The organism is Microcoleus sp. T3_B1 (assembly GCF_036700445.1).
Taxonomy (GTDB): Bacteria; Cyanobacteriota; Cyanobacteriia; order Cyanobacteriales; family Microcoleaceae; genus Microcoleus.
Map to the genome: position 1 here is coordinate 1 of NZ_JAUBOX010000061.1, position 23896 is coordinate 23896.

Sequence of the window (23896 nt, forward strand, 5' to 3'; positions counted from 1 at the left end):
GGGATACCACCATACTCTGGGACCTGTCTGATGAGTGTGCTATATTCAGATTGTTGCCGATTGTCGGGGATTGTCTGAATTAAAAGTATCAGATATCAAATATGCGTGATGATATCTCGGACGGTTGTTTGTGTAATAATACGTATAATTGCTAAAGTTTTTTTTCATCGATTAAGCTATGGAGATTATTGCCGAGACCGCGAATTTAGGGAGCGTGGGTGCACTGTTTGGGCCAAGGTTCCCCACATTAGGGTTGGCAGAGTCGATCGACAGCTCGATCGTCTCATTCTTTTTGTTTGACCGGTGAATTATTGTCACCGAATCAATCGGATGGCAAAAGAAATCTTTGACAGGATGCCAAATCTCGCATCGCCCATCTCTGGCCCATCTCTCGAAGGCATTCGGAAAGAAAAAGTCCGATCGAGCACAATTCTCTCTGTACACTACCCGGAGACAGAACTTTTTGCCCGTTAATTTGGGTGTCAGAGTGCATCTATGCGATTCTAGCTTCCAGCAACAGTGGTATGTCCACCCGACGCTTTTTGCAGCCTGAAAAATGGGCCCCTGGGCGATGGGGCGCAAGTCGAGCCAAGAATTGAGAAGGGAAGTGTGACCGAAATCACAGGCATTTGCCAAACAAATTGCTAAGCCTCTTTAAGTCCACACACTTAGAATCGAGATTACTACAGTGGCTTCTATAATTGTGTTTAAATGTTGTTCGGAAGCTGTGTTGTCCAGTCAGCAGAGCCTCCTAGACAGATTCACGCTTTCGGTCTGGTTTATTTCACTGTAATGGTCGCTGTTGGGTGTTGCACCTTAATTTAGATATTTCCTATGGTTAAGTTAGGTCAATCCTCCTTTCGCCGTATTTTACTGTCGCGGATTTTGTTGCTCAGCGTACCGGTTCTACTGGTGGGGGAGTATGTTACCTATCGCAAGGCACGCTCGACACTTCTGGAAACTGCTCGTCAAAACTTGACAGAAAGTGCAGTCAGAAAAGCAGACACTATTGAACAGTGGGCGAAATCGCTGAAGTCGAATCTGATCGGCGCTTCCGAAAGCTCGATGTTGCAGTCGGTAGATCCGAAGGATTATCAAAAGTTTATCGCGCAATTAGGGCAGCGGTTGCCAGCGCAGGTTGATTGCTTGCAATTGACTAACTTAAAGACAAATCAAGTGATAGCAAGCACTTGCGGGCAGCAGCCGATTCAGTCGTTGCCGGCAAAATTTTGGCCGCCCGTACAGCAGCAGCAAACGCTGCTGGACGACAAGAGCGTTTACATCAGTCTGTCCTTACCTCCGCAGCGCCAGGCGACAGCAAACGATCAGAAGGTGGCTTTGGGGGCTGATGATTTTCCCGATGCGGGTAAAGAAGGCTCCGATAGCCAAGCGAGTTTGGTGTTGAGCGCTCCTGTTTACATTCGTCGGGGCAATACCCTGCAGTTGAGTTATGCTTTGAGTTTGCAGTCTGCCTTGCCTGTGCAAACCAGCGCTCCCAAGGGTTCTCTAGCCGGCTATACGGTGGCGATCGACCAAGATGGGACAATTTTGGCGCACCCTAATGTCAACCGCGTGGGCCGCAATATCGACCAAGAGGCAGATGCCGCTCGACTAAAAAGTATTGTCAAAAGGGCGATCGCCGGCGGAACAGCTTTTCTCCACCTATTTTCCTTTGAAAGAAATGGTGTAGAGTTGCTAGCAGGATACGCCGCTATCCCGAGTCCTTCAACTACACATGAGAACAGCAAGTGGATTATTTTAGCTGTCTCTCGTTTAGATTACGCTCTCTCAGGTTTGGAAGAAATTCAGCAAGTTTTATTTAATTTAATTGTAGGTTTGGTTGCTGCTAGTATCATCGCGACTTTATATCTGTCTCGCGACTTGGCGCGTCCTGTGGAAAAACTGAGAGACTACGCCATGAAAGTAGATACGGAAGCGTCGCAGACAGTGCCCCAAGATTTCCAAATTAGGGAATTTAATCAACTATCAGAAGCACTAAACAGCATGGTGCAGGGCCTCAGATCCAGGGCAAAAGCATTGGAAGTCGCCACCAAGGAAGCGCAAGTTGCCAATCAATTAAAAAATGAATTTTTGGGCAATATTTCTCACGAATTGAGAACGCCGCTCAACGGGATTATTGGTTTTATTCAAATTGTGCGGGACGGCTACTGCGATGACCGAGATGAAGAAATGGAATTTTTACAGCGCGCCCACGACTCGTCCATGCAATTGCTCAATATTATTAATGATATTTTGGACATTGCTAAAATAGAAGCCGGCACCTTTTCCATGATGTTAGAAGTAGTTGATATTACTCAGGTACTTGAAGACGCGATTGATTTGCAAGCGGCTCAAATTGAGGAAAAAGGCTTGAAGTTAAGTTTGCCAGCTCCTCACGATCCGATTATTGTTCATGCCGATCCAGAGAAGCTCAAACAGGTGTTTTTAAATGTTTTGAGCAATGCCGTTAAGTTTACAGAGTCGGGCAGCATTAGTATATCTGTGCGGCTAGAATCGAGGACTAATTCTGCTAGTTTTAACGGCAGTGGGGAAAGTAAAACGGGTCCCAGCGGTCAAAGCGATTGGGTGGTGGTGACAATTAAAGATACAGGAATTGGTATCGATCCCGAGCACCAGCAGAAATTGTTTCAACCTTTTGTGATGGCTGATGGTTCTACAACTCGCAGGTTTGGCGGTAACGGTTTGGGCTTGGCTATCTCGCGAAGGATAATGGAATCTATGATCGGAAGCATTACCCTGCACAGCGCAGGCGTGAATCAAGGTACTATGGTGATGATTTCTTTGCCTGTCAATCAGCAGTCAAATTTTTATTTTCACAGCCCGGACTTAGTAACGGAAAAGGGAAATTTCAAAAGTTGAGGACTGATTTTCCCAATCTCAAATCTAAAATCTCAAATCTAAAATGGTATTAGGGGCTGTCCGCCGAGTTCGAGGGATTTGCTCAAAGTGCTGAGAATGCGGATTAATTCGACGGAGGCCGCGCCCGAAGAGGTAAGACAGGGGGTATTTGTTTGCACGCAGTTGAGGAAGCGATCGCACACTCGCCTCAGCGGTTCTACTTGTTCTAAACTCAACACTTCGCGGTGTCTGATGCTTTTTGGCTGCGGCGCGATCCTCTTCGTTGGCGTAGCCCCCGTAGGGGCGGGCTTCGCTAACGCACTTTCAAAAGAGTTATTCTCTTCCCCTCGCCAATCTGAATTGCCGCGCTGCAAAATCAGGGAAGTTTCTGGCGACATTTCATCAAAAATCAAGGTTCCCAAACTGCCAACAACTGTTAAGCGCCGTTGTTTGTCGGGATTTAGCCAGCACAGGTGAATAAATGCTTGAAATCCGTCGGGATAGGTGAGCGTTACCCAAACTAAATCTGCTAGTTTTTCTGCAGGATTAGTAGTCACCAGTGAAGGAGCAAATTGATTTTCAATTTCTGCAGCTTCTGGATTTATTCCTTCTTCCTGGTTCGCTCTTCCTTCTTCCTTGTTCCTTCTATCCTTTACATCCGTTACATCCGTTACATCCGTTACAGAATCCGTTGCCGAACTTCCTTCTTCCTTGGGAAAAACAGTGCCGATCGCCCTTACTTCAATTGGCGTTTGTTCCAACAAAGTATTGAAAATAGCGATATCGTGAATCGCCAAGTCCCACAGGGCATCAACGTCATGGCGAACCGGTTCAAAATGGGTGCGCTGGGCGTAACCGTAGCGCAATTTTCCGAGTTGATGCTGTTGAATAATTCTTTGGCCTCGATCGACTGCTGGATGAAACAGATAAGTGTGGTCAACGAACAGTTGCCGCTGCTGTTTTTCGGCTAATTGACAGAGTTCTATTGCTTCAGTCAGGTTGAGGGCGAGGGGTTTTTCGGCTAAGACGTGGTAGCCTTGTTTCAGCGCTGCTGCTGCGAGGGTGTAGTGTGTGGAAGCTGGAGTAGCGATCGCCACAGCTTGCAGTCCCGGCAAGGCTTGCACTTGAGACCAATCGGTAGCTAGAATCACCGAGGCATCCAGATTAAACTGTTTTTGAACGGCCGCCAATGAATCTCGATTCGGGTCTACCACCGCTAAAACTTGGCTATTGGGATGTTCGAGAAAGTTGCGAATTAGGTTAACTCCCCAGCGACCGGCACCCAATACAGCTATTCCGATTTTCATTAATTATAATTTCAAAAATCGCACAGTAATTATAGCATATTTTGTTATTATTATCTATGTTTTAACTCAAAAAAATCACTGTTGACTGTTGAATGTTGGCAGTAGTTATTGGTTATTGCTTATGGGTTATTGGTAGCAGCTAACAAATAACCAATAACTGATAACACCAGTCAACAGTCAACCGTCAACAGTCAACAGTCAACAGCCAACAGTCAACAGTCAACTGTCAACTAATTTATTGAAAGCTGCCTGAGCCGCTGCTTGTTCGGCCGCTTTGATCGATCGACCTTTTCCCTCTGCTACCAACTTTCCCTGAATGAGAACTTCTGCGGTAAAACGATCCTCCCCGCCCTGCACTGTCCCGGTTTCTTGCACGCTATATTTGGGCAAAGTTTTGTATTTGCCTTGAGTCAACTCTTGGAGAGCAGCTTTGTAGTTTTGGCGGGCCGGATCGCTGCGGATTTCCGCCGCTAGGCGTTGAAAGTGAGAATCTAGCCAAGGGCGAATTAATTCTAACGTCTGGGTACTCAAATAAAGCGCAGCCAGTACCGCTTCCAAAGCATCTGCCAGCCGGGGTTCAGCGCCTGTTTTGTCTGCGGCGGCGCTGCTGGAAACAATTAAATAGCGATCGAACCCGTAACTTTCAGCGATTTTAGCAAGAATGCGATCGCTCACCAAGATCGATCGAATAGCAGCAAATTCCCCCACTGTACAGTCAGGATAAATCTCAAACAACAATTCCGACGCAGCCAGCCGCACAACTGCATCCCCGACAAACTCTAGTTGCTCGTAATTTGCCTTAGCTGACGCGCTCGCATGAGTCAAAGCTAAATCCAGGAGATGCCATTTTATCGAAGCATTCTTCGTCAGTCCCAATTTTTGAATTAATGTTTCAAGTTGCTTTTGGCGACCCGGATAAATCATACCATTTTAGATTTTAGATTTTAGATTTTAGATTTTAGAAGTGGGAATCACGGATGACTATCCGGGTTTGGAGCTTTTCAAAAGTTGCATTATTTTTTTTAACTGGTATCAGATTCATATTAATAAAAAAAAATTAGTTGACAGACTAAATATTCCTCCCGGTGCTTATGGTGCACCTTACCCAAAATCTTCCTCCGGGTGTGCAGTGCACACCTTTCCCAACATAAAACAGGTCGAAAGGATTTGTTGACCTGATTCCCAAGCGGTAATTTTAATTAAATGGGGGGGGAAAAAGTCGGACATAAGCCGGGTTCTGTTCTCTCAACTGCAAGCAGTTTTCGAGGGCAGTTATCTATCTGGGACGCCTGTTACCAGACGCCTCAAGCGGTACCAAAAAACGGAACTGGTAAAAAACCAACCATAGTTCCTCCGACCTTGCTCCCAACTGGGGTTTACCGAGCCAGCACCTCTCGATGCTGCTGGTGCGCTCTTACCGCACCTTTGCACCCTTACCAAATTAGTGGTTGCTTCCCAGTCAAAAATCCTCAGTTACTTACTAATGACCAATGACTGCTGACTAATGACTAATTGGCGGTATCTTTCTGTGGCACTATCCTCACGATCGCTCGCACTGGGCGTTACCCAGCAAGTTTGGTTTTTCGGGAGCCCGGACTTTCCTCAGACAAGCTTTCGCTAATCCGCAACCGCCTGCGCCTACTTTTTCCCCAGATTTATTGTACGCGATCGTTCGTCAATCAATTTGGGATTTGAGATTGAATATTTTAACTTGTCGGCCACTTAATTTGGACATTTGTGTTTATTCTCACATCTGGCACTGTTGTCAATAAGCTTTTTATGAACAGGCTTTCCGGCCTGTTCCACAATAAAATTCATCTCTTGTGGAACAGGCCGGAAAGCCTGTTAAGCGAGAATGGTGCAACATCTCAGTTTATTCAAACTCTTGTACGGTGGGCCCGAAAGCCCGCCCAACAATTAAATTTCCCTGCAACTCCCCTTAAAATCACTCACGGATGAATCTGGAGGCCCAAAAGTTGGGAATTATCATGCCAGGATTTATGGCAGGGATTCAACTAGGGGCAGGAAACCTTTTTACATAAAAGGATTTTGGATTTTTCAATCTTCAATCCCCAATCTCAAATCTTCAATTCGGTTACTTTAATGAGTCATCTTTCACAGTAGAAAAATTATCAAACCAGCCGCGTCGCCAGAAAAAGTAAACTAAACCAGAGGCGATTCCTACCATCACCGCCCAACAAAGCGGATAGCCAAAATACCAATTCAGTTCCGGCATATTCCAAGGCGATTTCTCTGTATTGAAATTCATCCCGTATACTCCCGCCACAAAAGTTAGAGGAATAAAGATACTCGAAATCACCGTCAGCAATTTCATGATTTCATTCATTTTATTACCAACCGAAGACAAGTAAACATCCATCAAACCAGAAGACAACTCTCGATATGTTTCCACCATATCCATCACCTGCACTGTGTGATCGTAACAGTCGCGCAGGTAAATTCGCACCTCTGGACTAATCAAATCACTGCTATCTCGAATCAAAACATTAATTGCATCCCGCTGCGGCCAAATGGCGCGGCGCAGAGTCAGCAATTCTCGCCGGATTTTATAGATTTTTTCCAGGGTTTTGCGGGTGGGGTTCACCACCACTTCATCCTCTAATTCTTCAATGCGCTCTCCATAAACTTCTAATACAGGGAAGAAGCCATCTATAATCGAATCTAACAGAGTATAAGCCAGATAATCGGCTCCGTGTTTGCGAATAGTTCCTTGTCCTTTACGAATGCGATCGCGCACGGGTTCAAAACAATCATAGTCCGGTTCTTCCTGAATAGTTAACAGGTAATGTTTCCCCAAAATTAAACTAACTTGTTCTTTATGAAAATTCTCTGAATTCGGCTTAAGTATCACCATCCAGGCAATGATTAAAATGTGATTTTCGTAATCTACAACTTTTGGGCGCTGTGGGACATTAACCACATCTTCTTGAGCCATAAGATGCAAATTAAACACTTTACCCATTTGGCGCCAAGTTTCTTTGTTTCCTAACCCCAACATATCAACCCAAGAAACAGATGCTGTATCTAAATAGGCCGAAGCGTCTTGAGGATTTGCCAATTTACCGCGAGTTGCGGCTGTTTCGCAATAGTCAATTAATACAATCTCCGGAGGCGGCGCATCGGGTTCTAAGTCGAGAGTTCCCGGCGGAGCCCCCGGATCGTCATAAAAATAGTCAACGTAGGAATCATCATCATCCTCATCATCTTTAATTGGTTGTGCAACTGCATTAGAAGTATGTATGCTTTTGTATACCATGCTAATATTCCTGACTTTTACAACCTTTAATTAGATTATCATTTTTATGGTGCAACTACCACTTACCAATGACTCATTACCTCTGCCGAATTGGAATCTCGATCGCAAATTCAGTTCCCTCTCCCGGCGCCGAAATGCACTGCAGCGTCCCTCCGTGTCTTTCCACCACAATCTGATAGGAGATAGACAGTCCCAAACCTGTACCTTTGCCTACTGGTTTAGTAGTAAAAAACGGGTCAAATACCCGACATTTAACAGACTCTGCCATTCCACACCCGTTATCGGAAATTACGATCGCCACCCGATTATTCTCCAACACCTCCGTGCGAATCCGAATCCAAGGCAATGTGTCACAACTTAAAGGTAAACTAGCAAAATCTTGCCCTTCCTCTTCCACATAAGTCGCCAATTCCCACTTCCTCTGCCTGACATTCGCTAAAGCATCAATAGCATTATTTAAAATATTCATAAACACTTGATTTAACTGTCCCACGTAGCACTGTATCTGCGGCAATTTCCCATATTCTTTAACTATTTGAATAGGACGATTTCTACCATTTTCTTTAATCTTGTGTTGCAAAATTAACAGAGCACTCTCTATTCCTTCGTGAATATTAACACGCTTAAGATCGGATTCTTCCAGGCGGGAAAAGTTACGCAAAGACAGAACTATTTGGCGAATTCGATCGGCTCCCGTTTGAATTGAAGTCAGCAGTTGCGGGAAATCCTCTTTCATGAATTCCAGTTCTATTTCTTCTGCCAAATCTTGGATAACCGCAACAGGTTCCGGGTAGTATTCCTGGTACAAACTGCACAGTTCCAGCAAGTTTTTGGCATACTCACTAGCGTAAGTGATATTACCGTAAATAAAACTGACAGGATTATTAATTTCGTGAGCAATTCCCGCCACTAGCTGTCCCAAACCCGACATTTTTTCCGCTTGAATTAGTTGAGCTTGAGTCCTGCCTAATTGTTTCAATGTTTGCTCTAGCTGGCGATTTTTATGTTTTAATTGAGCTTCGGCTTGTTTGCGCTGGGTAATATTGCGGGCTAGAATAATAATCTGATCGGAATTAAACGGCAACAGTCGGGCTTCATAAGTTTTTTCTCCTTCCGACATGGAAAGCGAATATTCTATATCGATTGAATTTCTGGTTGCGGAAATTTCAAAGATTGCTTGGGCAAATTGACCGGCGACATTGGGTGGCAATATGTCTGTGATGCGTTGACCAATAAAATGTTCGGGAGGTACGTATAAACTCGAAGAAGTTCCTGACAAATAATCCACGATTATACCGTCAGCATCTAGTCGAAAATACAAATCAGGCAAAGCGCGAAAAACAGCTTCTAACTCTAAAGTTTTTTGGCGCAATGCTTCCTCGGCGTAGTACCGATCGCTAATATCAAAAATCACCCCGTCCAAATAGCAAACGTTTCCATCTGCGTCGAACACAGGAGAACCTTTATCCCACACCCATTTAACCGTGCCGTCTGCTGCTAGCAAGCGGTATTCCAAGTTATAAGACTCTTTGTTTCCTATGGCTTGCCGAATAGTTGCTTCTACTTTGGCCAAATCTTCCGGGTAAATAATGCTAGCAAAAGTCCGGCATCTCCTGTCCAAAAGCCAAATAAAATCTGCCGCATGGTAGCCCGTTAATAAGTAAACGGCATCGCTAATAAAATTAGTCGAAAAATCGCACCTCCAGCGATAAACCACTCCGGGAATATTAGCTACCAAAGACCTAAATCTGGATTCACTTCTACGCAAAGCTGCTTCCGATTCATGTCGTTCGGTAATATCGTGAGCGAAAGCTAGCACTGCAAATACATTACCTTCAGCGTCGCGCAGGGGAAGTTTTTGGGTATCAAAAATATGTACTGAACCGTCAGCAAGAGTTGCCGGATCGCAGGGATTGTGGATGATTTCGCCGGCCAGTACAGCAGAGTCGTCTGTGCGGAAGCCTCGGATATTTCTGGCCCAATTCCCAAACACGAGTTCTTCTGAAAATCCTAATTCTAAATCTGATTTGCCAATTATCTCTTCGACTGTTTTGCCGATCGCTTGAGCGAAACTCCTGTTGGCCAAAATACAGCGAAAATTTTTGTCTTTGGCCAAAATCCAGTCGCTAGTTTTGTCTATTACTGTACGCAGGAGTTGTTCGGAACGTTCGGTTTTTTCCAAAGACGCCTGCAGTTCTAGTTCTAGGCACTTGCGACCAGTAATGTTTTCAAAAGCAACACCGACGCAGTTGTTGGGTAATGGAAAAGCTTTAATAGAAAAAGCGCGAGTTATTCGACCCCCTTCATCGCACTCAATATCTTCAACTTCTACGGCTTTCTGGGTGCGAATTACCGAAGCAAATGCTTGGGGAATATTTTTCGATCGCAGGTGGGGAAAAATCTCGTCGATTGTCATACCCAAAACATCCGCCATTTCTAATCCGGTAAATAGGGTAGCTGCAGGATTGGATGCGATCGCCCTGAGAGTGCTGTCATCGTCTATATTTTCTAAATGGTAGACGTACAAACCAATTTGCATATTCTCGACAATTTGGTCGTAGAGGCGCACGCTTTCGTCTACCTGCCTGCGTTCGGTAATATCTTCAGTAATCCCCAAAACGTACTGAGGACGGCCTGTGGCGTCGAGAATTGGCACTTTGCGGGTGTGCAGTATTCTCATACCTTTGTGGCGAGTTTGGATCGGCTCTTCGCCTATGTCTTTAACAGTAGATTGGTTGTGCTCACCGGTCAATATTTCCCTGTCTTGAGCAGTAAAAACATCAGCTTGTTCTTTGGGGTAAATATCGTAGTCATTTTTGCCGATCGCCTCTTGAGAAGTAACACCTGCGATCGTTTCTCCCGCTTTATTCCACAGCACAAATTTCAGCGAAGAAGCATCTTTAGCAAAAACTCCCACCGGCAGATTTTCTACTACGGAATTTAGAAACCCTCTAGCTGATTTTAATTCAGCTTCTGAACGCTTGCGTTCGATGCCTAAAGCAATGACATCCGCAACCGATGCTAAAGTTTCCTGAAACGGTGCTGTCAGCGGCTGGCTGCTGATAATTACCATTACTCCCACCAGCCGTTCTTCGACTATTAAAGGGTAGCCGGCGAAGGTGAGAATTTGCTTGGGAATTGGGCAATTTGTCGGCTTTTGACTGGCATTGATAATTGCTACTTCGGAACTTTGCTCATCTGTTGCTTTTGCGGATTCTTCCTCTGGGAGTCCAAAATTGTTCAGTTCAAATCCGCAGTCAAATTCCGGTTTTTGCTGTTTGGCTATAAAGTTAACCTTACTTTCAATAAACCTAGCCCGATCGTCTGTGCGGCTGTAGATTCCCGATGCTGCTTGCAATTGGCAAACATTATGTTGAGAGTTGAAAGTCCAAATTTCAGCCGAAGCGACATCGAGATTTCGCACCATTGCCTCGCAGCAGGGAAGCAGGATATCTTCAGGGTGTTTGGTAAGGGCAATACCCACATCGGCTACCATTGCTGTGAGGCGAGAAGCTTGGGCTTTTTCTGCTTCCAACCGTTTGCGATCGGTGATATCTTCCACCAAAGAAAGCACGGTAAAAGTGTCGCCGCTGCGAATAATCGAGTTGAACCAGCGACACCAAATTACCTGTCCGCTTTTAGTATAGTTGCGGTTAATTGAAGTATTGCCGTTGCCAGTGGCTAGTTCAAGCTCGATCGCGCTTACAGCCTCTCGATCTTCCTCGCAAATCAAAGCCAAATCGCCGAACTGCTTGCCCATCATATCATCGGCTGTCCAGCCAAAGATTTCTTCGGCACGTTTCGACCACTGAACTATCCGAAAATCTTCATCCCAGCCCACCATTGCCAGGGGGCTGTTAGCTGCATTCAACCACAGTAAATGGTTCGATCGGCGCAACTGTTGAGTTTTCTGCTGCTGCCAGCGGTAATGCCTGGTGATATCTCTACCGACGCCCAAAACCCGCATCTGCTTGCTAGAGGCATCCACCGCTGGCGTGTAAGCAGTTTCGTAAATTTTAATCCCGCCGTCTGCCGTCGTCACCTCATGAATTGCCAGCCTTGTTTCCCCGGTTATAAATACTTGTTGCAGGCAGGAATCAATCTGCGATATTATATTTTTTACAGCAGCATTATTGGGATATAATTTTAATAATTCCTGATTAGTTTTGTTGACTATTTCAGCCGGCTCCAATCCCATCCAAGCAGCAGCGACTGGATTTATCGATAGGTAATTTTGCTGTCGATCGCACTCTAGGAAAGCATCAACAGAGTTAGAGAAAAAAGACTGAAACGAGTTGATAACTTCCTGCATGGGTATTTTTTCATGAGAAAAGTTTAGTATTGTGGAAACCTCGTGTCTTTAGACTCATATGTTGCCCCATTTTCAATAAGCTTTTATGGGCGGGCCGGATGCCCAAACCACAAGAAATTAACTCTTTGTGGAACAGGCATCTTGCCTGTTCTTGAGAATGGTGCAAGATGTGAGTAGACCGATCGAGGAAAACACTCATCAGGCAGTTTTAACCGCCTTGAATATTGATTATTGCTAGAGGGGGCTACTTGGTCACTTGGTACTTTTATGATCTACTTTCAACGGAACAATTACCGTTTTAAATATTTCACGCGCGATCGCATAGCAGCTTGGGCTTACACCCATATTTTTGATAACCTAATCAGTTAAGACGATAGCGGGTCAACTATGTCTTTTGATTAGGGCATAAAGCCCCATCTCTTCAGAGCGGGGTGCTGACTTGCTTAAGCTCTAAAATTTTCCTAAAGTTAGTTTAACCCACTCAAATCTTTTTGGGCACTTTACTGCTGCGTTTCCCGGTGCAATTTTCGGCGCTGTTGCCTATAATACAAAAATTTTAAAGAAATAGTATTTTTGGGAATATAGCTTAATAACAGCAGATGCTCTTTTTTAAAACCAGACCCAGCGGATACAAAAGCGAGATGGAGGGACGGGGAGACGGGGAGGTGGGCAGAGGTTCTCATCCACAACCTGCGAGAAAAATGCTTAAGAAAGGCCCGAAAGCTTACCGATTCCCAATTCCCAATTCCCGATTCCCAATTCCCAATTCGGTAATCTGAAAGCGGTTTGGCAGTACCCGAAGCAAAGAACGCAAGCCGTGCAAAGCCATGTAACATAAAGATTGCGATATTTTTCTATGTAATATGGAACTATTAGATACCTTGATTGTGGGTGCGGGTATTAGCGGTTTGAGTTTGGCGCACGCACTTCACAAGGAAGCAACGAGTCCATCCTCGCTAAAGATTTTAGTCGCTGAGAGTCAAGGACGTGTGGGCGGGAACATCACCACTGTGACAGCGGGGGGGTTTCTCTGGGAGGAGGGCCCGAACAGTTTTTCGCCGACGCCAGAATTGATGAAGTTGGCTGTAGATGTGGGATTGAAGCAGGAGTTGATTTTTGCCGATCGCAAATTGCCTCGTTTTGTGTATTGGCAAAAAAAGCTGCAACCGGTGCCGATGACTCCACCGGCGATGATTCAGTCTCAGTTGCTGAGTTTTCCGGGGAAACTGCGGGCGTTGTTCGGGGCTTTGGGGTTTGTCGCGCCGGCAATGGGCGCTGGACTTTCGCAGCAGCGTGACGAGGAAACTGTTTCTCAATTTTTCCGCCGTCATCTGGGGCAGGAAGTGATGCAGCGGTTGGTGGAACCTTTTGTTTCTGGGGTTTATGCGGGCGATCCGCAACAACTTAGCGCGGCGGCGGCTTTTGGCCGGGTAGCAAAGATGGCTGATCTGGGTGGCGGGCTGATGGCGGGGGCGCTGCTTTCTGCTAGGAAAAGACCGAAGCAAATGCCTGCAGACCCGAATGTGCCTAAGACTAGGCCGGGGGAGTTGGGTTCGTTCAAACAGGGGTTAAAGGCTTTGCCAGAGGCGATCGCTGCTGAATTGGGCGATCGAGTGAAACTCAACTGGCACCTGACTCGCCTCCAGCGTACACAACGCGAAACTTACATTGCTGTATTCTCGTCGCCCGACGGACAGCAGGAAGTTGAGGCGCGTACCGTGGTTTTGACCACACCGGCTTATGTTACAGCCGATTTGTTGCAGCCTCTGCAACCAGAAGTTAGCAGCGCTTTACAAGCTTTTACTTATCCTGCGGTTGCCTGCGTGGTATTAGCATATCCGCATTCGGATGTCAAGGGTAAATTAGTAGGTTTTGGAAATTTAATTCCGAGGGGGCAGGGAATTCGCACTCTGGGGACGATTTGGACATCAAGTTTATTTGCCGATCGCACGCCTGCGGGCTGGCACACTCTCACCAGTTTCATCGGCGGGGCTACAGACTCGGAAATTGGCAATCTCGACTCAGAAGAAATCGTTCGGGAGGTGCACCGAGATTTGTCTCGGATTTTGCTGAAACCAGATGTGCCGCAGCCAAAAGTTTTAGCGGTGAATGTGTGGAAGCGGGCGATTCCTCAGTACAATTTGGGGCATTTCGATCGCCTGCAACAAATCGATGAAGGCTTAAAATCTTTGCCGGGGGTGTATTTGTGCAGTAACTACGTTGGCGGCGTGGCTTTGGGAGATTGCGTGCGAAGGGGTTTTGAGGGTGCACGAGAAGTGGGCGAGTATTTGCAGAAAAAACAATCAGATACTCGATCGATCTGAATTATTGTGTGGGGAGGGCGGGTTTACAAATATCGAGGATGTGAATCAGAGATATTGGTGAACCCGCCCCCTAGATCGGAATGGCGGATGCTACTAGGTTGTTGGCTCAAACTTGTAACCCACCCCCCGGACGGTTTGAATCATCGATATTTGAGTGGCATCTGGTTCAATTTTGCGGCGAATTTGACCGATATGGACATCCACCACGCGATCGGCTCCTACATACTCGTAGTCCCACACTTCATGCAGCAATTCCGATCGCCTCCACACGCGACCGGGTTTGCTGGCCAAACAGTACAGCAGATCGAATTCTAAAGCAGTCAAAGCAACTATCTGACTGCCGAGAATTACCTCGCGGCGAACCGGATCTATTAGTAGCTCTCCAAAAGTAAGACTTTGTTGTTCGGCGGGAGTAACAATGCGTTTGCGCTTCAAAATTGCTGCAACGCGAGCTCCAATCTCTACAAGACTAAAAGGTTTAGTAATGTAGTCGTCAGCACCTTCGGCAAACCCTTTCATTTTGTCAGCTTCATCGGTTCGGGCAGTCAGCATCAACACAAACACGCCCGTGCGTCTTTGCATTTCTTGACACAGTTTGTAACCAGTTGTATCTGGTAAATTTACATCTAGAACTACTAAGTCAGGATTGAGTTGCTCAAATAATTCCAGACCAGTCTCACCGTCCTCGCCAGACTCAACTTGATAACCTTGCTGGCTCAAAAAACGGTGAATTAAATTTCGGATTGCCGGGTCGTCATCAACCACAAGGATTTTTACAGGGGCCATGACCACAAGTTTGCTTGAAGAATTAGGCAAGAAGATTCAGCCATAATAATAGAAAACTGGATACAAATCTCGAAAAAATTGAGCTTTTAATAGTTATAGCCATATTTATAACCTACGCAAGATTTCGGGCAATAAATCTCCGGGAACTTTGGATAAGGCTAAATTTTGGCCGGGCAGCCCACATTCACTATAGAAAGCTCTAATCGTTTTGACAATATAGCTCAATGCTGTTTGCCGGGAATCAGCAGCTTGGGAGTTTGCCGGGGCTTGCAGGTTGAGTTTATCCCCATATGTTAACCCTTTGTCATTGAGATATTGTCCCCATTCGGCGCACACTTGCAACTGGTGGTGCAGTGCTGCTTCTAGATGCCTTGTCTGTGCGACTTTGTTAGCGGCGAAATCTGGGTCTGTGGCTAGTTGATAGTGGGCTAGTCCGAGATTGTTACGGGCGGCCAAGGCGTCAAAAGTGAGTTTGGTTCGATCGATCTCTCCGGCAATATCCAGGGCGGCTTCGTAGGCGGTAATCGCCTGCTGCAATGATTCCGTCCGCGCCTGTTTCTGCTGGAAGTGGTTCGCCAAATGCCAATAAGCGGTACCGAGATTATTGTAGGTGGCGGCTGCTGCTGCGGGTACTAATTCTCTGGTGCGGTATTTCAATGCTTCGCGGTAGGCGGAAATCGCCCTGACTAGCAAGGGTTCTGAGGGTTGGTGCTGGGCGAGGTTCCAGCAGGCGGTACCGAGGTTGTTTTGCACTCCGGCATAGTTGAGGGGTTCTCGTTCGGGACTGTAACAGGAGAGGGCTTGGGTGTAAGCTGCGATCGCACTTTGGAGATATACGATCGGCTCACCATCTTGAGCTAAATTCCAGTATGCTGTCGCCAAATTATTCTGAGCAGCAGCGTACTGCTGAGGCTCCACGGCGGGGTCTAGATCCAGCAGCGCTTGTTGGTAAGCTGCAACTGCGTGCTGCAAGTTCTCTGTCTTGTCTCGATAGCGGGCTAAATCGGCCGAGGCGATTCCCAAATTTTTGTTTAATCTAACGCGGGTTTGGGGTACGGTTTCGGCATCTGTTCGGTTCAAACCTTCAAGGTAGAGGGCGATGCTGCGTTCAAGGCTGGATACTGGATCTGAGGCGTTGAGGGCATTGGTGCGATCGCGCGACAGCATCCAGTAGAGAGTACCGAGATCGTTGAGCAAATCGGAAATTGGCGGTAGGCTGTTGGACTCCTGGGCGTACTGAGTTAAATTTTCTGTCAATTGGGCAATCAGCCGCGCGCATTCCTCAGTTAGTGGTTGATTTTGCTGCGAGTTACTGTCAACGTCGAGATAGGCAATCACTTGTTCGATCGCGCGAATGGCGATTGTCAGGTTTTGCTCTGAAACGTCTCCGCCCAGAATGCGATCGCGGTAGTAATTTCCCAAACCGTGATAAGCCAAAGCCAATGCTTCGGAACAACACTGATGTTCTTGCAGCAGTTCGATGTATTGCAGGGTTTGCAGCGGCAGAAAATTCTCCTCTGATGCAGCATCATTTTCTGCTTCCAAATCCTCAGAAGCCGCTGCTAGCACCAAATCTGCCAGTTGGACGGATTTAGAATCTGGCGCTGGGGAGGGGGGATGGGAAATTGGTGGGGATTGTTCCTCATCTGTCAGTTGGACGGATTTAGAATCTGGCGCTGGGGACGGGGGATGAGAAATTGGGAATTGTTCGTCGGGAATTGGGGATTGTCCAGACAAAGAAGATATTAAAAGTTGGTTGCCAAAGTTTCCGCTGTCCCGCAAGTTTCGCAAGTCTCCTGAGTTCCCGAAGTCCTCAAAGTGCCCGAAGTCTTCCTTAGCTGGAGTTGGTTCGCCTTCAAACTCAAATACTCCGGTTCGCCAGTGCCAAAATTCTGGGGCCGATTGCTCGATCGAACTTAGCCAGGGCCGCGACACCCACAGCAACAGAGCAGACTCGCACAATTGCAGGTTTGCTTCAATGTCCCTCAAATAGCTCAGGAACGACCACTGCACGGCTGCTGACTGCCTGGTCAGGTGTTCTGCCCCGATAATTTGAAATCCCGGCAAACGGCTGTAGCTGCCCCTGTTTTGCGGCGGTGGGTGTTGGGTCAGCCACGCGGCGATCGAACCCCAAGGATTTGGATCGCTCAAGTCGAGTTCCAAACTGACAAATCGGGGGTAGTCGATCCGAGGATCGGAGCCTGCGCTCTCTGCGACTAATTCTGTGTGCAAGCGGGCTGCCAGACAGTCCCGCAAGCACAAGTCGTCGCAGGCGGCGATAAAAATTTGACGGCGTAAATTGAGGTCGATCGCCTGTTTCAAGCGTTGGTAGATCAGCTTGTTCGAGCTAGAAACTTTTTGGGAAGGAATAGACATCAGGATCAGCCGATTTTAGATTTTAGATTTTAGATTTTAGGTTTTAGATTTTGGATTGTAGATTTTAGATTGTAGAGTTGAGAGTTGAAATCTCGATCGCTCATAACTCACAACTTGCGCCCCGAAGGCAGTCAATCGATTTGAGATTTTAGATTTGAGATTTTAGATTGAAGCCTTGACCGCACGGATAAATTCGGGGGTTCCTTTATCGGATACAGGTTTTTTATTTCTGGGCCCTGAGTCTGCTTTCGGAATGAATCCGGGGGCTTGTATCCTGGATGCTTGATTGTCAATCGCACCGTTGATGACTAAAGGAGTGTAGATTTTCAATTGGCAATTTTATGTGGGTGGCAAACCAGTGTGATTAAGTGCAACCCAAGTCCCTGAACCCGACAGCCGAGAGGAAAACACCAAATTTATGCTGGTCTTATTTAGCTTTCCAGCTCGCTCGGCACGCTTCAGGATTGTCGCAACTCCCTGCTTTGTATTGAAACACAAAAACCATGTTGCCTTGGGAAAGGAAAACATGGTTTCTCGAAGGATTATTTAAAATTGCGATTTGAAGCAGCTTTGAGTCTCAGGCCAGTTTTCAGACGGAGGCAGCCACGTACACCAAACCGGCGACTAACATGGCTGCTGCAATACCCAGGATGATGTAGTTGCGTTGCTGATTTTTGTTGGGAGGTACGGCTTCATACACCTTCGGCTCTTTAGCAAAGTTGTTCAGGCGTCCATCGTCATCTTTGATGTAAGGCATCAGTCACAATCCTTAATATTTTTGATGTTTACAACTCTACCAAAAAAGCGCCCAGGAAAATTCAGGAATTTATTTGGATGTGACAGTGCCTGTTTGGGGGGAAGAGGCGATCGCGTAATCTTTGATCGGCATTCTGCCTGCTAAGTACGCCATCCGCCCCGCTTCTGCTGCCATTCCCATTGCTTTGGCCATCGCTGGGGAATTTTGGGCATTGGCGATCGCGGAATTAATCAACAGTGCATCGGCTCCCATTTCCATTGCTCTGGCTGCTTCGCTGGGCGTTCCGATCCCCGCATCGACAACTACAGGAACCTTCACCGTGTCAATAATTATTTGAATGTTGGCCGCATTGTTGATCCCTTGCCCTGAACCGATGGGCGAACCTAAAGGCATGACTGTCGCACAACCGACTTCTTCTAGGCGTTTTGCCAGCAGGGGATCGGCATTGATGTAGGGCAAAACGGCAAAACCTTCTTTAACTAATTGTTCTGCCGCTTCCAAAGTGCCGATCGGATCGGGCAGCAAATATTTAGCATCGGGAATCACTTCTAATTTGACAAAATTATTGTCTTCTTGCCCTAAAAGTTTCGCCATTTCCCGGCCTAAACGAGCTACTCTAATTGCCTCATCTGCAGTTTGACAACCGGCAGTATTTGGCAGCATCCAGATTTTAGTCCAATCGAGAGCCTCTGCCAATCCTTCATGACCCGGAGCATTTGTTTGCACTCGCCGCACAGCCACGGTAACAATTTCGCACCTGCTAGCGTTGACACTTTGCTGCATTTCTGCAATGCTGCGATATTTTCCCGTCCCCGTCATCAAGCGAGAATGAAAAGTTTTGCCAGCAATAACCAGAGGTTTGTCTAAAGATGGCATTTCTGTATCTACTGGATAGCCAAAAATGCTGTACTCAAGTGCCTCTTCCCAGTTTTTTCTGCCTCCCAGCATTGCTTCAAGCTGCCAACCTTCTTTGATAGTTAGATCGTCGCGGGTAACAGCATATAAAATTTGCCCTACAGTAATTAATTTAGCATCTCGCGGCATATTATTTTTCAACCCGCACTCTACGATTTCTTTAAATTCGCTGAAATGGTCTTCCATTTTGCCAGTCTTCCCTTGTAATGAGTTGAATTTGTTTGCTGTTGGCAACAAAAAATATTTGTTGAATCTGATTTTGGGTATCCCAAAACAGACCTTGTTTGATGCCAGCGTTGATTTTCCAGACATCGTAATTTTCTCGGTTGATGTGAAAAACAACTACTGATGCACCTTGATTTTTGGCCCTGCTGATTCCTTCTTGAACTCGATACCTGATGTTCCTCGTAGATTCTGTTAACTCCTTAAATTCGCAAATCTCACCGTCTATCTCAGCGTCTGGCGTTCTCACACCCTCTGCTGCTTGCTCGCTCAACATTCTAACTCTCTTCCCTATTTTAGCCAAAACTTCAGCAAGAAAGATTTCCGAATTATTAAGATTATGTTGTTGGTGAATTAGCACAAATCCGCCAGCTATCTCATCAAAATAATATCGCCGATATTCTGGTTCTGCATTTTCGTAGATGGCTCTGCTTGTTTCGATATATTCTGAATTCACCGTTACTATACTCTCAATGGACTCGGATCGGGTAGAGTTAAAGGTATGAAAGCAAATGTTGAGCAACTGGCTAAAATTGGAATATTTACCAGCTTAAACCAAACTGAATTAGAGCGATTGCAAGAACATACAGCAATTCGCACTTACGGACAGGGAGAAGTTGTGATGTATGAGGGCGATCGCATCCCCGAAAAATTATACACCATGATTGAGCGGTTCTCTGCGGGTTGCAAAAACAGCGGCAGCGGGCAAAGAAACAATTCTCCGCACTTTGTTTCAGGGAGATATTTTTGCCGCACCTGCTTTGCTAGGCAACGGCATTGCCCCCGCAACGGTGACTGCAGAAACTGATGTGGAAGTTCTTACCACAGAACGGGAAGTTTTGCTAGCAGCAATTCGGGAAAATCCTGAGATTGCCTTGCGAATATTGGCGGTGTTTAATCAGCGGTTGCAGCAACTGCACGAGACTGTGCACGGTTTGGTGTCGGAAAGGGCGATCGTGCGGCTGGCCCGATTTATTCATTACTTTGGCGTCGAGCAAGGTAGGAAGATGGCGGATAATAGTGTATGTTTAGAAAAACGTTTTCCCTACTATCAAATTGCTCGCAGTATTGGAATTACCTACGAAGAATGCGTGCGGTTATTTAAGAAACTCAAGCCGTTTGTCTCCTACAGTCGAGGCGGTAAAATTATTGTATTGGATTGGGAAAAATTGGAGGATACCGCCTCTGGAGATGAAATAGACTAAATGTTAAAATCCCAATTCTTGTAGGGGCGGGTTTTACCAACAATTTACGTCTCAAACTAACAATCTCGTAAACCCGCCCCGCCCCAACTGATGATGCTACGGGACATGATTTCACAAACAATATTTGAGTGCAACTCACTATCTATATAAACCCGCCCCGATTCACGGGCTGTGGGGGGCGGGTTTATGAGATTATTGATTTTAGGCAAGTATGGTTGGTAAAACCCGCCCCTACAGCAATATTTATGGAATTAATGAGGCTCGGAAAGTGTCAAAATAAACGCCAAATTTTCTTCGGCTTTCAAAGCGTGAAGAGCGTGACCGGGCATGAAGACAAATACCCCCGGTTCCAAAACAATATCCTTGCCTTCCAAAGTCAAAATACCCTTTCCTTCGATGACATTAACTGTGGCATTCCGTGCCGAAGAGTGTTCCGAAATTTCCGTTCCTGCAGCCAGACAAAATAAACTGTACTGACAATTCTTGTCTTTGACTAAAATTTTGTTCAGCACTCCGGCGGCGGGATATTCAATTGCGTCTCGGAGTTGGATTGCTGAAGATTGTAGCGGTAAAAGAGTAGTAGTCATAGTTTTTGACAATTAATTAATTTGGTCACAAGTCTCGAATTTATCAGTGGCTTCACTTTCTTCCATCGAAAATCGAAAATCGATTGAGTCGGTTAAGATTGTTTTTTGGCAGAGATAACGATGTAGCCTAGATCCTGTTGGTAATGCTGGAAAACTCGACGCATTGCTAATATACGATCGCGAATTTGCGATCGACTTAAAATATTCCACAAAATCCGCACAGTACCCACAAACCCTTCATCTTGCAGCATTCGCGACAAGTTGAGGAGCCCCATCGCCCCGCTTTGACACTTTTCTACTTGCAAACCCGCGTTTTGGCAAACAGCAATCCAGCCAGACTCAGACAAAGGCGTTGAATTAGCCCGCGTCACTTCTGATAAAGCTTTGTGAATTTCTGATTCTCGGTTTCTAGCTAAAAGTTCGTGAGAAAGAAACTTGCCGCCTGGTTTTAAACGATCGCAAATTCCCGATACAATTTTAGCTTTGCCTGACGGCGACTGCATTGTCAGGATAGCTTCAGCCAACACCCAATCAAACTGTTGGGAAATCCGATCCAAGTGAAAAATATCTCCTTCCACAATTTCCACTCGATCGCTCAAACCCGCTGCTGCAACATTAGCACGAGCGCGGGCCACACTCTCTGGATTTTTCTCCACTCCCACTACTTTTACGCCAAAACGTTCAGCAAGGGCGATCGAACTATATCCAAAACTAGCAGCCAACTCCAAAACAGTCTCCCCAGGCTGAAAATCCGCCCATTCAAATAACTGTTCCGTAGCAAGTTTTCCCCCCGGCCTCAGCATTTTCTTGCCAGCCGCCGCGAGCACTTCATGTCCCGGTGCAGTCTTAAAATTCAGAGCAGTATTGGTCATTGAATTGACCTCCTATTTAACCTTACTCTCAGTTTGCCAAATTTTCTCAAATCTTTCTATGATCTAGCTCATATTCAAATTCTCGTAGGCTGACGAACCCTACAATATCAGGAATTATACCATGTCCGCCCATCAACAATTCGGGCTGTTTTTGATTGCCAACAATGCTTTCTGTCGAAAGCACAAAACCCGTACTCGTTTTAGTAGAACTTATTTCTGTTAATCCTGCCAACGAATTAGAGCTAAATAATTAACTTTTGTTGCGGTGGAACAAGCCTATGCAGGTGCAGTCAGTCGATTTTAGATTTTAGATTTTAGATTTTAAATGTGAGATTTGAGATTTGAGATTTGCTCTACAGATAAATCTTGGAGGTTGAATAAGAGTCTAAAATTTGGGCTACTCACGACAAGAGTCGCGGGTTTGTATCCCTATGCAGGTGCGATCAAAAAAAATCAAAATCCCAGCCAGCAAGTTTTCGAGGATGTCCCGGAACTCTAAAGCAATTGCCGCGCCACTAATACCCAGCAGTTGCATCACATCCCCCGCTTTGAATGACGGGAGGGCGATGAATGACGCGATCGGCAATAATTGATTTATAATCAAGATATATACTCCACCCCATAATACCGAATCATGCTCGCAGAAGCAAACGCGACACTTTGGCCTAGTCTAATTACTGTTTCAGCATTAATTCTCTACTTCGTTGTTACCATCAACGTCGGCAGAGCTAGATTCAAATACAAAGTTTCTCCCCCGCAGGTGACAGGAAACCCAGACTTTGAGCGAGTGTTGCGAGTTCAGCAAAATACCTTAGAGCAAATGATTCTATTTTTGCCCTCGCTGTGGCTGTTCTCGCAATTTATCAGCCCAATTTGGGGCGCAGGTATCGGCGCAGTTTGGATAATTGGACGCATTTTGTTTGCTTGGGGTTACTATCAAGCTGCCGAAAAAAGAGCGGCAGGATTTGGCATTAGTACCTTAGCTACTTTAGCTTTGCTTGGTGGTTCCTTAACTGGCATAATTATGTCGCTGCTGAAGGTTTGAGCGTAGCTTCCGAGCGACATATAGCAATCCTTGCAGGAGTCGTAAATTTTTTACCCCACCCCAACCCTCCCCGATGCCTTGGGGAGGGAGTAAGAAATTCATAAATGATTTAGGATTGCTATAATTGTTTTTCTACTCGTTTCCAGGCTCTGCCTGGTAACGCTGATTCGGAGGCTCAGCCTCCAATTTTCCTGCTAAAAAAACGGGGATCTTCCTCTGGAGAGCGGTTCCAAAAAAGAACCCTGGAACCAGTTAAATGTAATAAATGTTAGGAGTAAATATGTCAGAAACCAACAAACCCGTATTTGAAATTAACCCGAAACTTTTTCAGCAGCTTGTCGAGTGGCAAGAAAAACTTGAACTAGAAGATGAATTAGCAAGCGAGTCAGAAAACGAGAAACCAACTGAGGTAAAAACTCCTCCCGACAGTGATGAACACCATTCTCAAACAGATAATTTCTAGCTGGTGGCTAGCAGCATCTTTGGGATTTCCGGCTGCTGTCTCGGCTCAATCGCTGACGCCTAGCCAAATTCAGCAAGTCAATAGCGGTTTGTTTCGTTCTAACTCTCAAGATTTCTTTCAGCAAGGCTATCGCCAACTGGAAAGAGAAATCGCAATTTTGTTGCAAAAAAATGTCACTTCCGAAGACAATATTCTGGAGATTGATGAAAAATTGCGCTCTCAGCTTTGTAGCCAATTTAAAATATCGTCGTCGCATTCTGATACAATAAGTGCTGCTCAAAGTGCTGATTTCCAGACCCAATTAAAAGACATTTGCAGACACAATTAAAATGAAAGTGAGGTCAATATTCCAAGTTTAGTGCTAATGGATAAAGAGGCAATGGCAAAGTTAAAAACAGCCATGCTGGAAGCGGAAACCGCTGCTCATTTGGCGGCAATCATTATTGATTATACTCATGAGGAAATGATGCTAGTTTTTGATGAGTTAGAATGGGAAGAGCAGGCGAGAATTAAGGATATTTGGAAGACAGTATGGACGGGGAGGGTTTATGAAGATTATGGTTAGCCAATTAAAGATGTTGGTGAACCC

Annotated in this window: 20 protein-coding genes and 1 other RNA gene; 8 read left to right on the top strand and 13 right to left on the bottom strand. The window is 45.8% G+C overall.

The window, feature by feature from the left end:
- Positions 1-330 precede the first annotated feature (330 nt).
- Positions 331-474 carry a hypothetical protein gene (locus tag QT990_RS25400; RefSeq protein WP_333465899.1) on the top strand — a complete coding sequence of 48 codons (144 nt, stop codon included), beginning with the start codon at positions 331-333 and terminating at the stop codon, positions 472-474.
- 360 nt (positions 475-834) lie between these two features.
- Entirely contained in the window at positions 835-2880 is a 2046-nt protein-coding gene (locus QT990_RS25405; RefSeq protein ID WP_333411435.1) for a sensor histidine kinase, read from the top strand.
- Positions 2881-2918: 38 nt separating this feature from the next.
- Here QT990_RS25405 and QT990_RS25410 read toward each other — a convergent pair whose 3' ends face one another.
- The 5 genes from QT990_RS25410 to QT990_RS25430 all read right to left on the bottom strand — a co-directional run bounded on the left by QT990_RS25410 (position 2919) and on the right by QT990_RS25430 (position 11755).
- Positions 2919-4166: a Gfo/Idh/MocA family oxidoreductase gene (locus QT990_RS25410; RefSeq protein ID WP_333411434.1), complete on the bottom strand. Its 1248-nt coding sequence runs from the start codon at positions 4164-4166 to the stop codon at positions 2919-2921.
- 219 nt (positions 4167-4385) lie between these two features.
- Positions 4386-5090: a ribonuclease III gene (gene rnc / locus QT990_RS25415; protein ID WP_333146470.1), complete on the bottom strand. Its 705-nt coding sequence runs from the start codon at positions 5088-5090 to the stop codon at positions 4386-4388.
- Between the two features lie 287 nt (positions 5091-5377).
- An RNA gene (rnpB, locus tag QT990_RS25420) (RNase P RNA component class A) lies at positions 5378-5811 on the bottom strand.
- Positions 5812-6261: 450 nt separating this feature from the next.
- Positions 6262-7443: a magnesium/cobalt transporter CorA gene (corA, locus tag QT990_RS25425; protein ID WP_333146468.1), complete on the bottom strand. Its 1182-nt coding sequence runs from the start codon at positions 7441-7443 to the stop codon at positions 6262-6264.
- Positions 7444-7519: 76 nt separating this feature from the next.
- A complete protein-coding gene (locus tag QT990_RS25430) occupies positions 7520-11755 on the bottom strand; it encodes a PAS domain-containing protein (RefSeq protein WP_333310123.1) in 4236 nt (1411 codons plus the stop codon).
- A gap of 863 nt (positions 11756-12618) precedes the next feature.
- Here QT990_RS25430 and hemG point away from each other — a divergent pair.
- Positions 12619-14079 carry a protoporphyrinogen oxidase gene (gene hemG / locus QT990_RS25435; RefSeq protein ID WP_333310125.1) on the top strand — a complete coding sequence of 487 codons (1461 nt, stop codon included), beginning with the start codon at positions 12619-12621 and terminating at the stop codon, positions 14077-14079.
- A 93-nt stretch (positions 14080-14172) separates the two neighbouring features.
- On the opposite strand, the gene QT990_RS25440 is transcribed toward hemG, so the two are convergent.
- The 5 genes from QT990_RS25440 to QT990_RS25460 all read right to left on the bottom strand — a co-directional run bounded on the left by QT990_RS25440 (position 14173) and on the right by QT990_RS25460 (position 19592).
- Positions 14173-14865, bottom strand: coding sequence for a response regulator transcription factor (locus tag QT990_RS25440; RefSeq protein ID WP_333146457.1), 693 nt, complete (start codon positions 14863-14865; stop codon positions 14173-14175).
- A gap of 105 nt (positions 14866-14970) precedes the next feature.
- A complete protein-coding gene (locus tag QT990_RS25445; RefSeq protein ID WP_333465900.1) occupies positions 14971-17241 on the bottom strand; it encodes a hypothetical protein in 2271 nt (756 codons plus the stop codon).
- Positions 17242-17830: 589 nt separating this feature from the next.
- On the bottom strand, positions 17831-17998 hold the full coding sequence (gene psb34 / locus QT990_RS25450) for a photosystem II assembly protein Psb34 (protein ID WP_333103838.1): 168 nt from the start codon (positions 17996-17998) through the stop codon (positions 17831-17833).
- Positions 17999-18067: 69 nt separating this feature from the next.
- A complete protein-coding gene (locus QT990_RS25455) occupies positions 18068-18874 on the bottom strand; it encodes a thiazole synthase (RefSeq protein ID WP_333154621.1) in 807 nt (268 codons plus the stop codon).
- A gap of 199 nt (positions 18875-19073) precedes the next feature.
- On the bottom strand, positions 19074-19592 hold the full coding sequence (locus QT990_RS25460) for a CdiA C-terminal domain-containing protein (protein WP_333146453.1): 519 nt from the start codon (positions 19590-19592) through the stop codon (positions 19074-19076).
- Positions 19593-19800: 208 nt separating this feature from the next.
- Between QT990_RS25460 and QT990_RS25465 the strand changes: the two genes are divergently transcribed.
- Positions 19801-20340 (top strand): Crp/Fnr family transcriptional regulator, encoded by a 540-nt coding sequence (locus QT990_RS25465; RefSeq protein WP_333465901.1) that lies wholly within the window; start codon positions 19801-19803, stop codon positions 20338-20340.
- Positions 20341-20591: 251 nt separating this feature from the next.
- On the opposite strand, the gene QT990_RS25470 is transcribed toward QT990_RS25465, so the two are convergent.
- The 3 genes from QT990_RS25470 to QT990_RS25480 all read right to left on the bottom strand — a co-directional run bounded on the left by QT990_RS25470 (position 20592) and on the right by QT990_RS25480 (position 22403).
- Positions 20592-20927 (bottom strand): cupin domain-containing protein, encoded by a 336-nt coding sequence (locus QT990_RS25470; RefSeq protein WP_333411421.1) that lies wholly within the window; start codon positions 20925-20927, stop codon positions 20592-20594.
- A gap of 92 nt (positions 20928-21019) precedes the next feature.
- Positions 21020-21799, bottom strand: coding sequence for a methyltransferase domain-containing protein (locus QT990_RS25475; protein ID WP_333146447.1), 780 nt, complete (start codon positions 21797-21799; stop codon positions 21020-21022).
- 397 nt (positions 21800-22196) lie between these two features.
- Positions 22197-22403 (bottom strand): hypothetical protein, encoded by a 207-nt coding sequence (locus QT990_RS25480; protein WP_333146443.1) that lies wholly within the window; start codon positions 22401-22403, stop codon positions 22197-22199.
- A 30-nt stretch (positions 22404-22433) separates the two neighbouring features.
- Here QT990_RS25480 and QT990_RS25485 point away from each other — a divergent pair, with 30 nt between their 5' ends.
- The 4 genes from QT990_RS25485 (at position 22434) to QT990_RS25500 (ending at position 23872) form a co-directional block, all read left to right on the top strand.
- Positions 22434-22844: an MAPEG family protein gene (locus QT990_RS25485; protein WP_333146441.1), complete on the top strand. Its 411-nt coding sequence runs from the start codon at positions 22434-22436 to the stop codon at positions 22842-22844.
- Between the two features lie 280 nt (positions 22845-23124).
- Positions 23125-23307 (top strand): hypothetical protein, encoded by a 183-nt coding sequence (locus tag QT990_RS25490; RefSeq protein ID WP_333465902.1) that lies wholly within the window; start codon positions 23125-23127, stop codon positions 23305-23307.
- Complete coding sequence (locus tag QT990_RS25495) at positions 23276-23635, top strand: hypothetical protein (RefSeq protein WP_333310137.1); 360 nt, start codon at positions 23276-23278, stop codon at positions 23633-23635. The genes QT990_RS25490 and QT990_RS25495 overlap by 32 nt, the downstream gene beginning before the upstream one ends.
- A 36-nt stretch (positions 23636-23671) precedes the next feature.
- A complete protein-coding gene (locus QT990_RS25500) occupies positions 23672-23872 on the top strand; it encodes a hypothetical protein (RefSeq protein ID WP_333310139.1) in 201 nt (66 codons plus the stop codon).
- Positions 23873-23896: the final 24 nt, after the last annotated feature.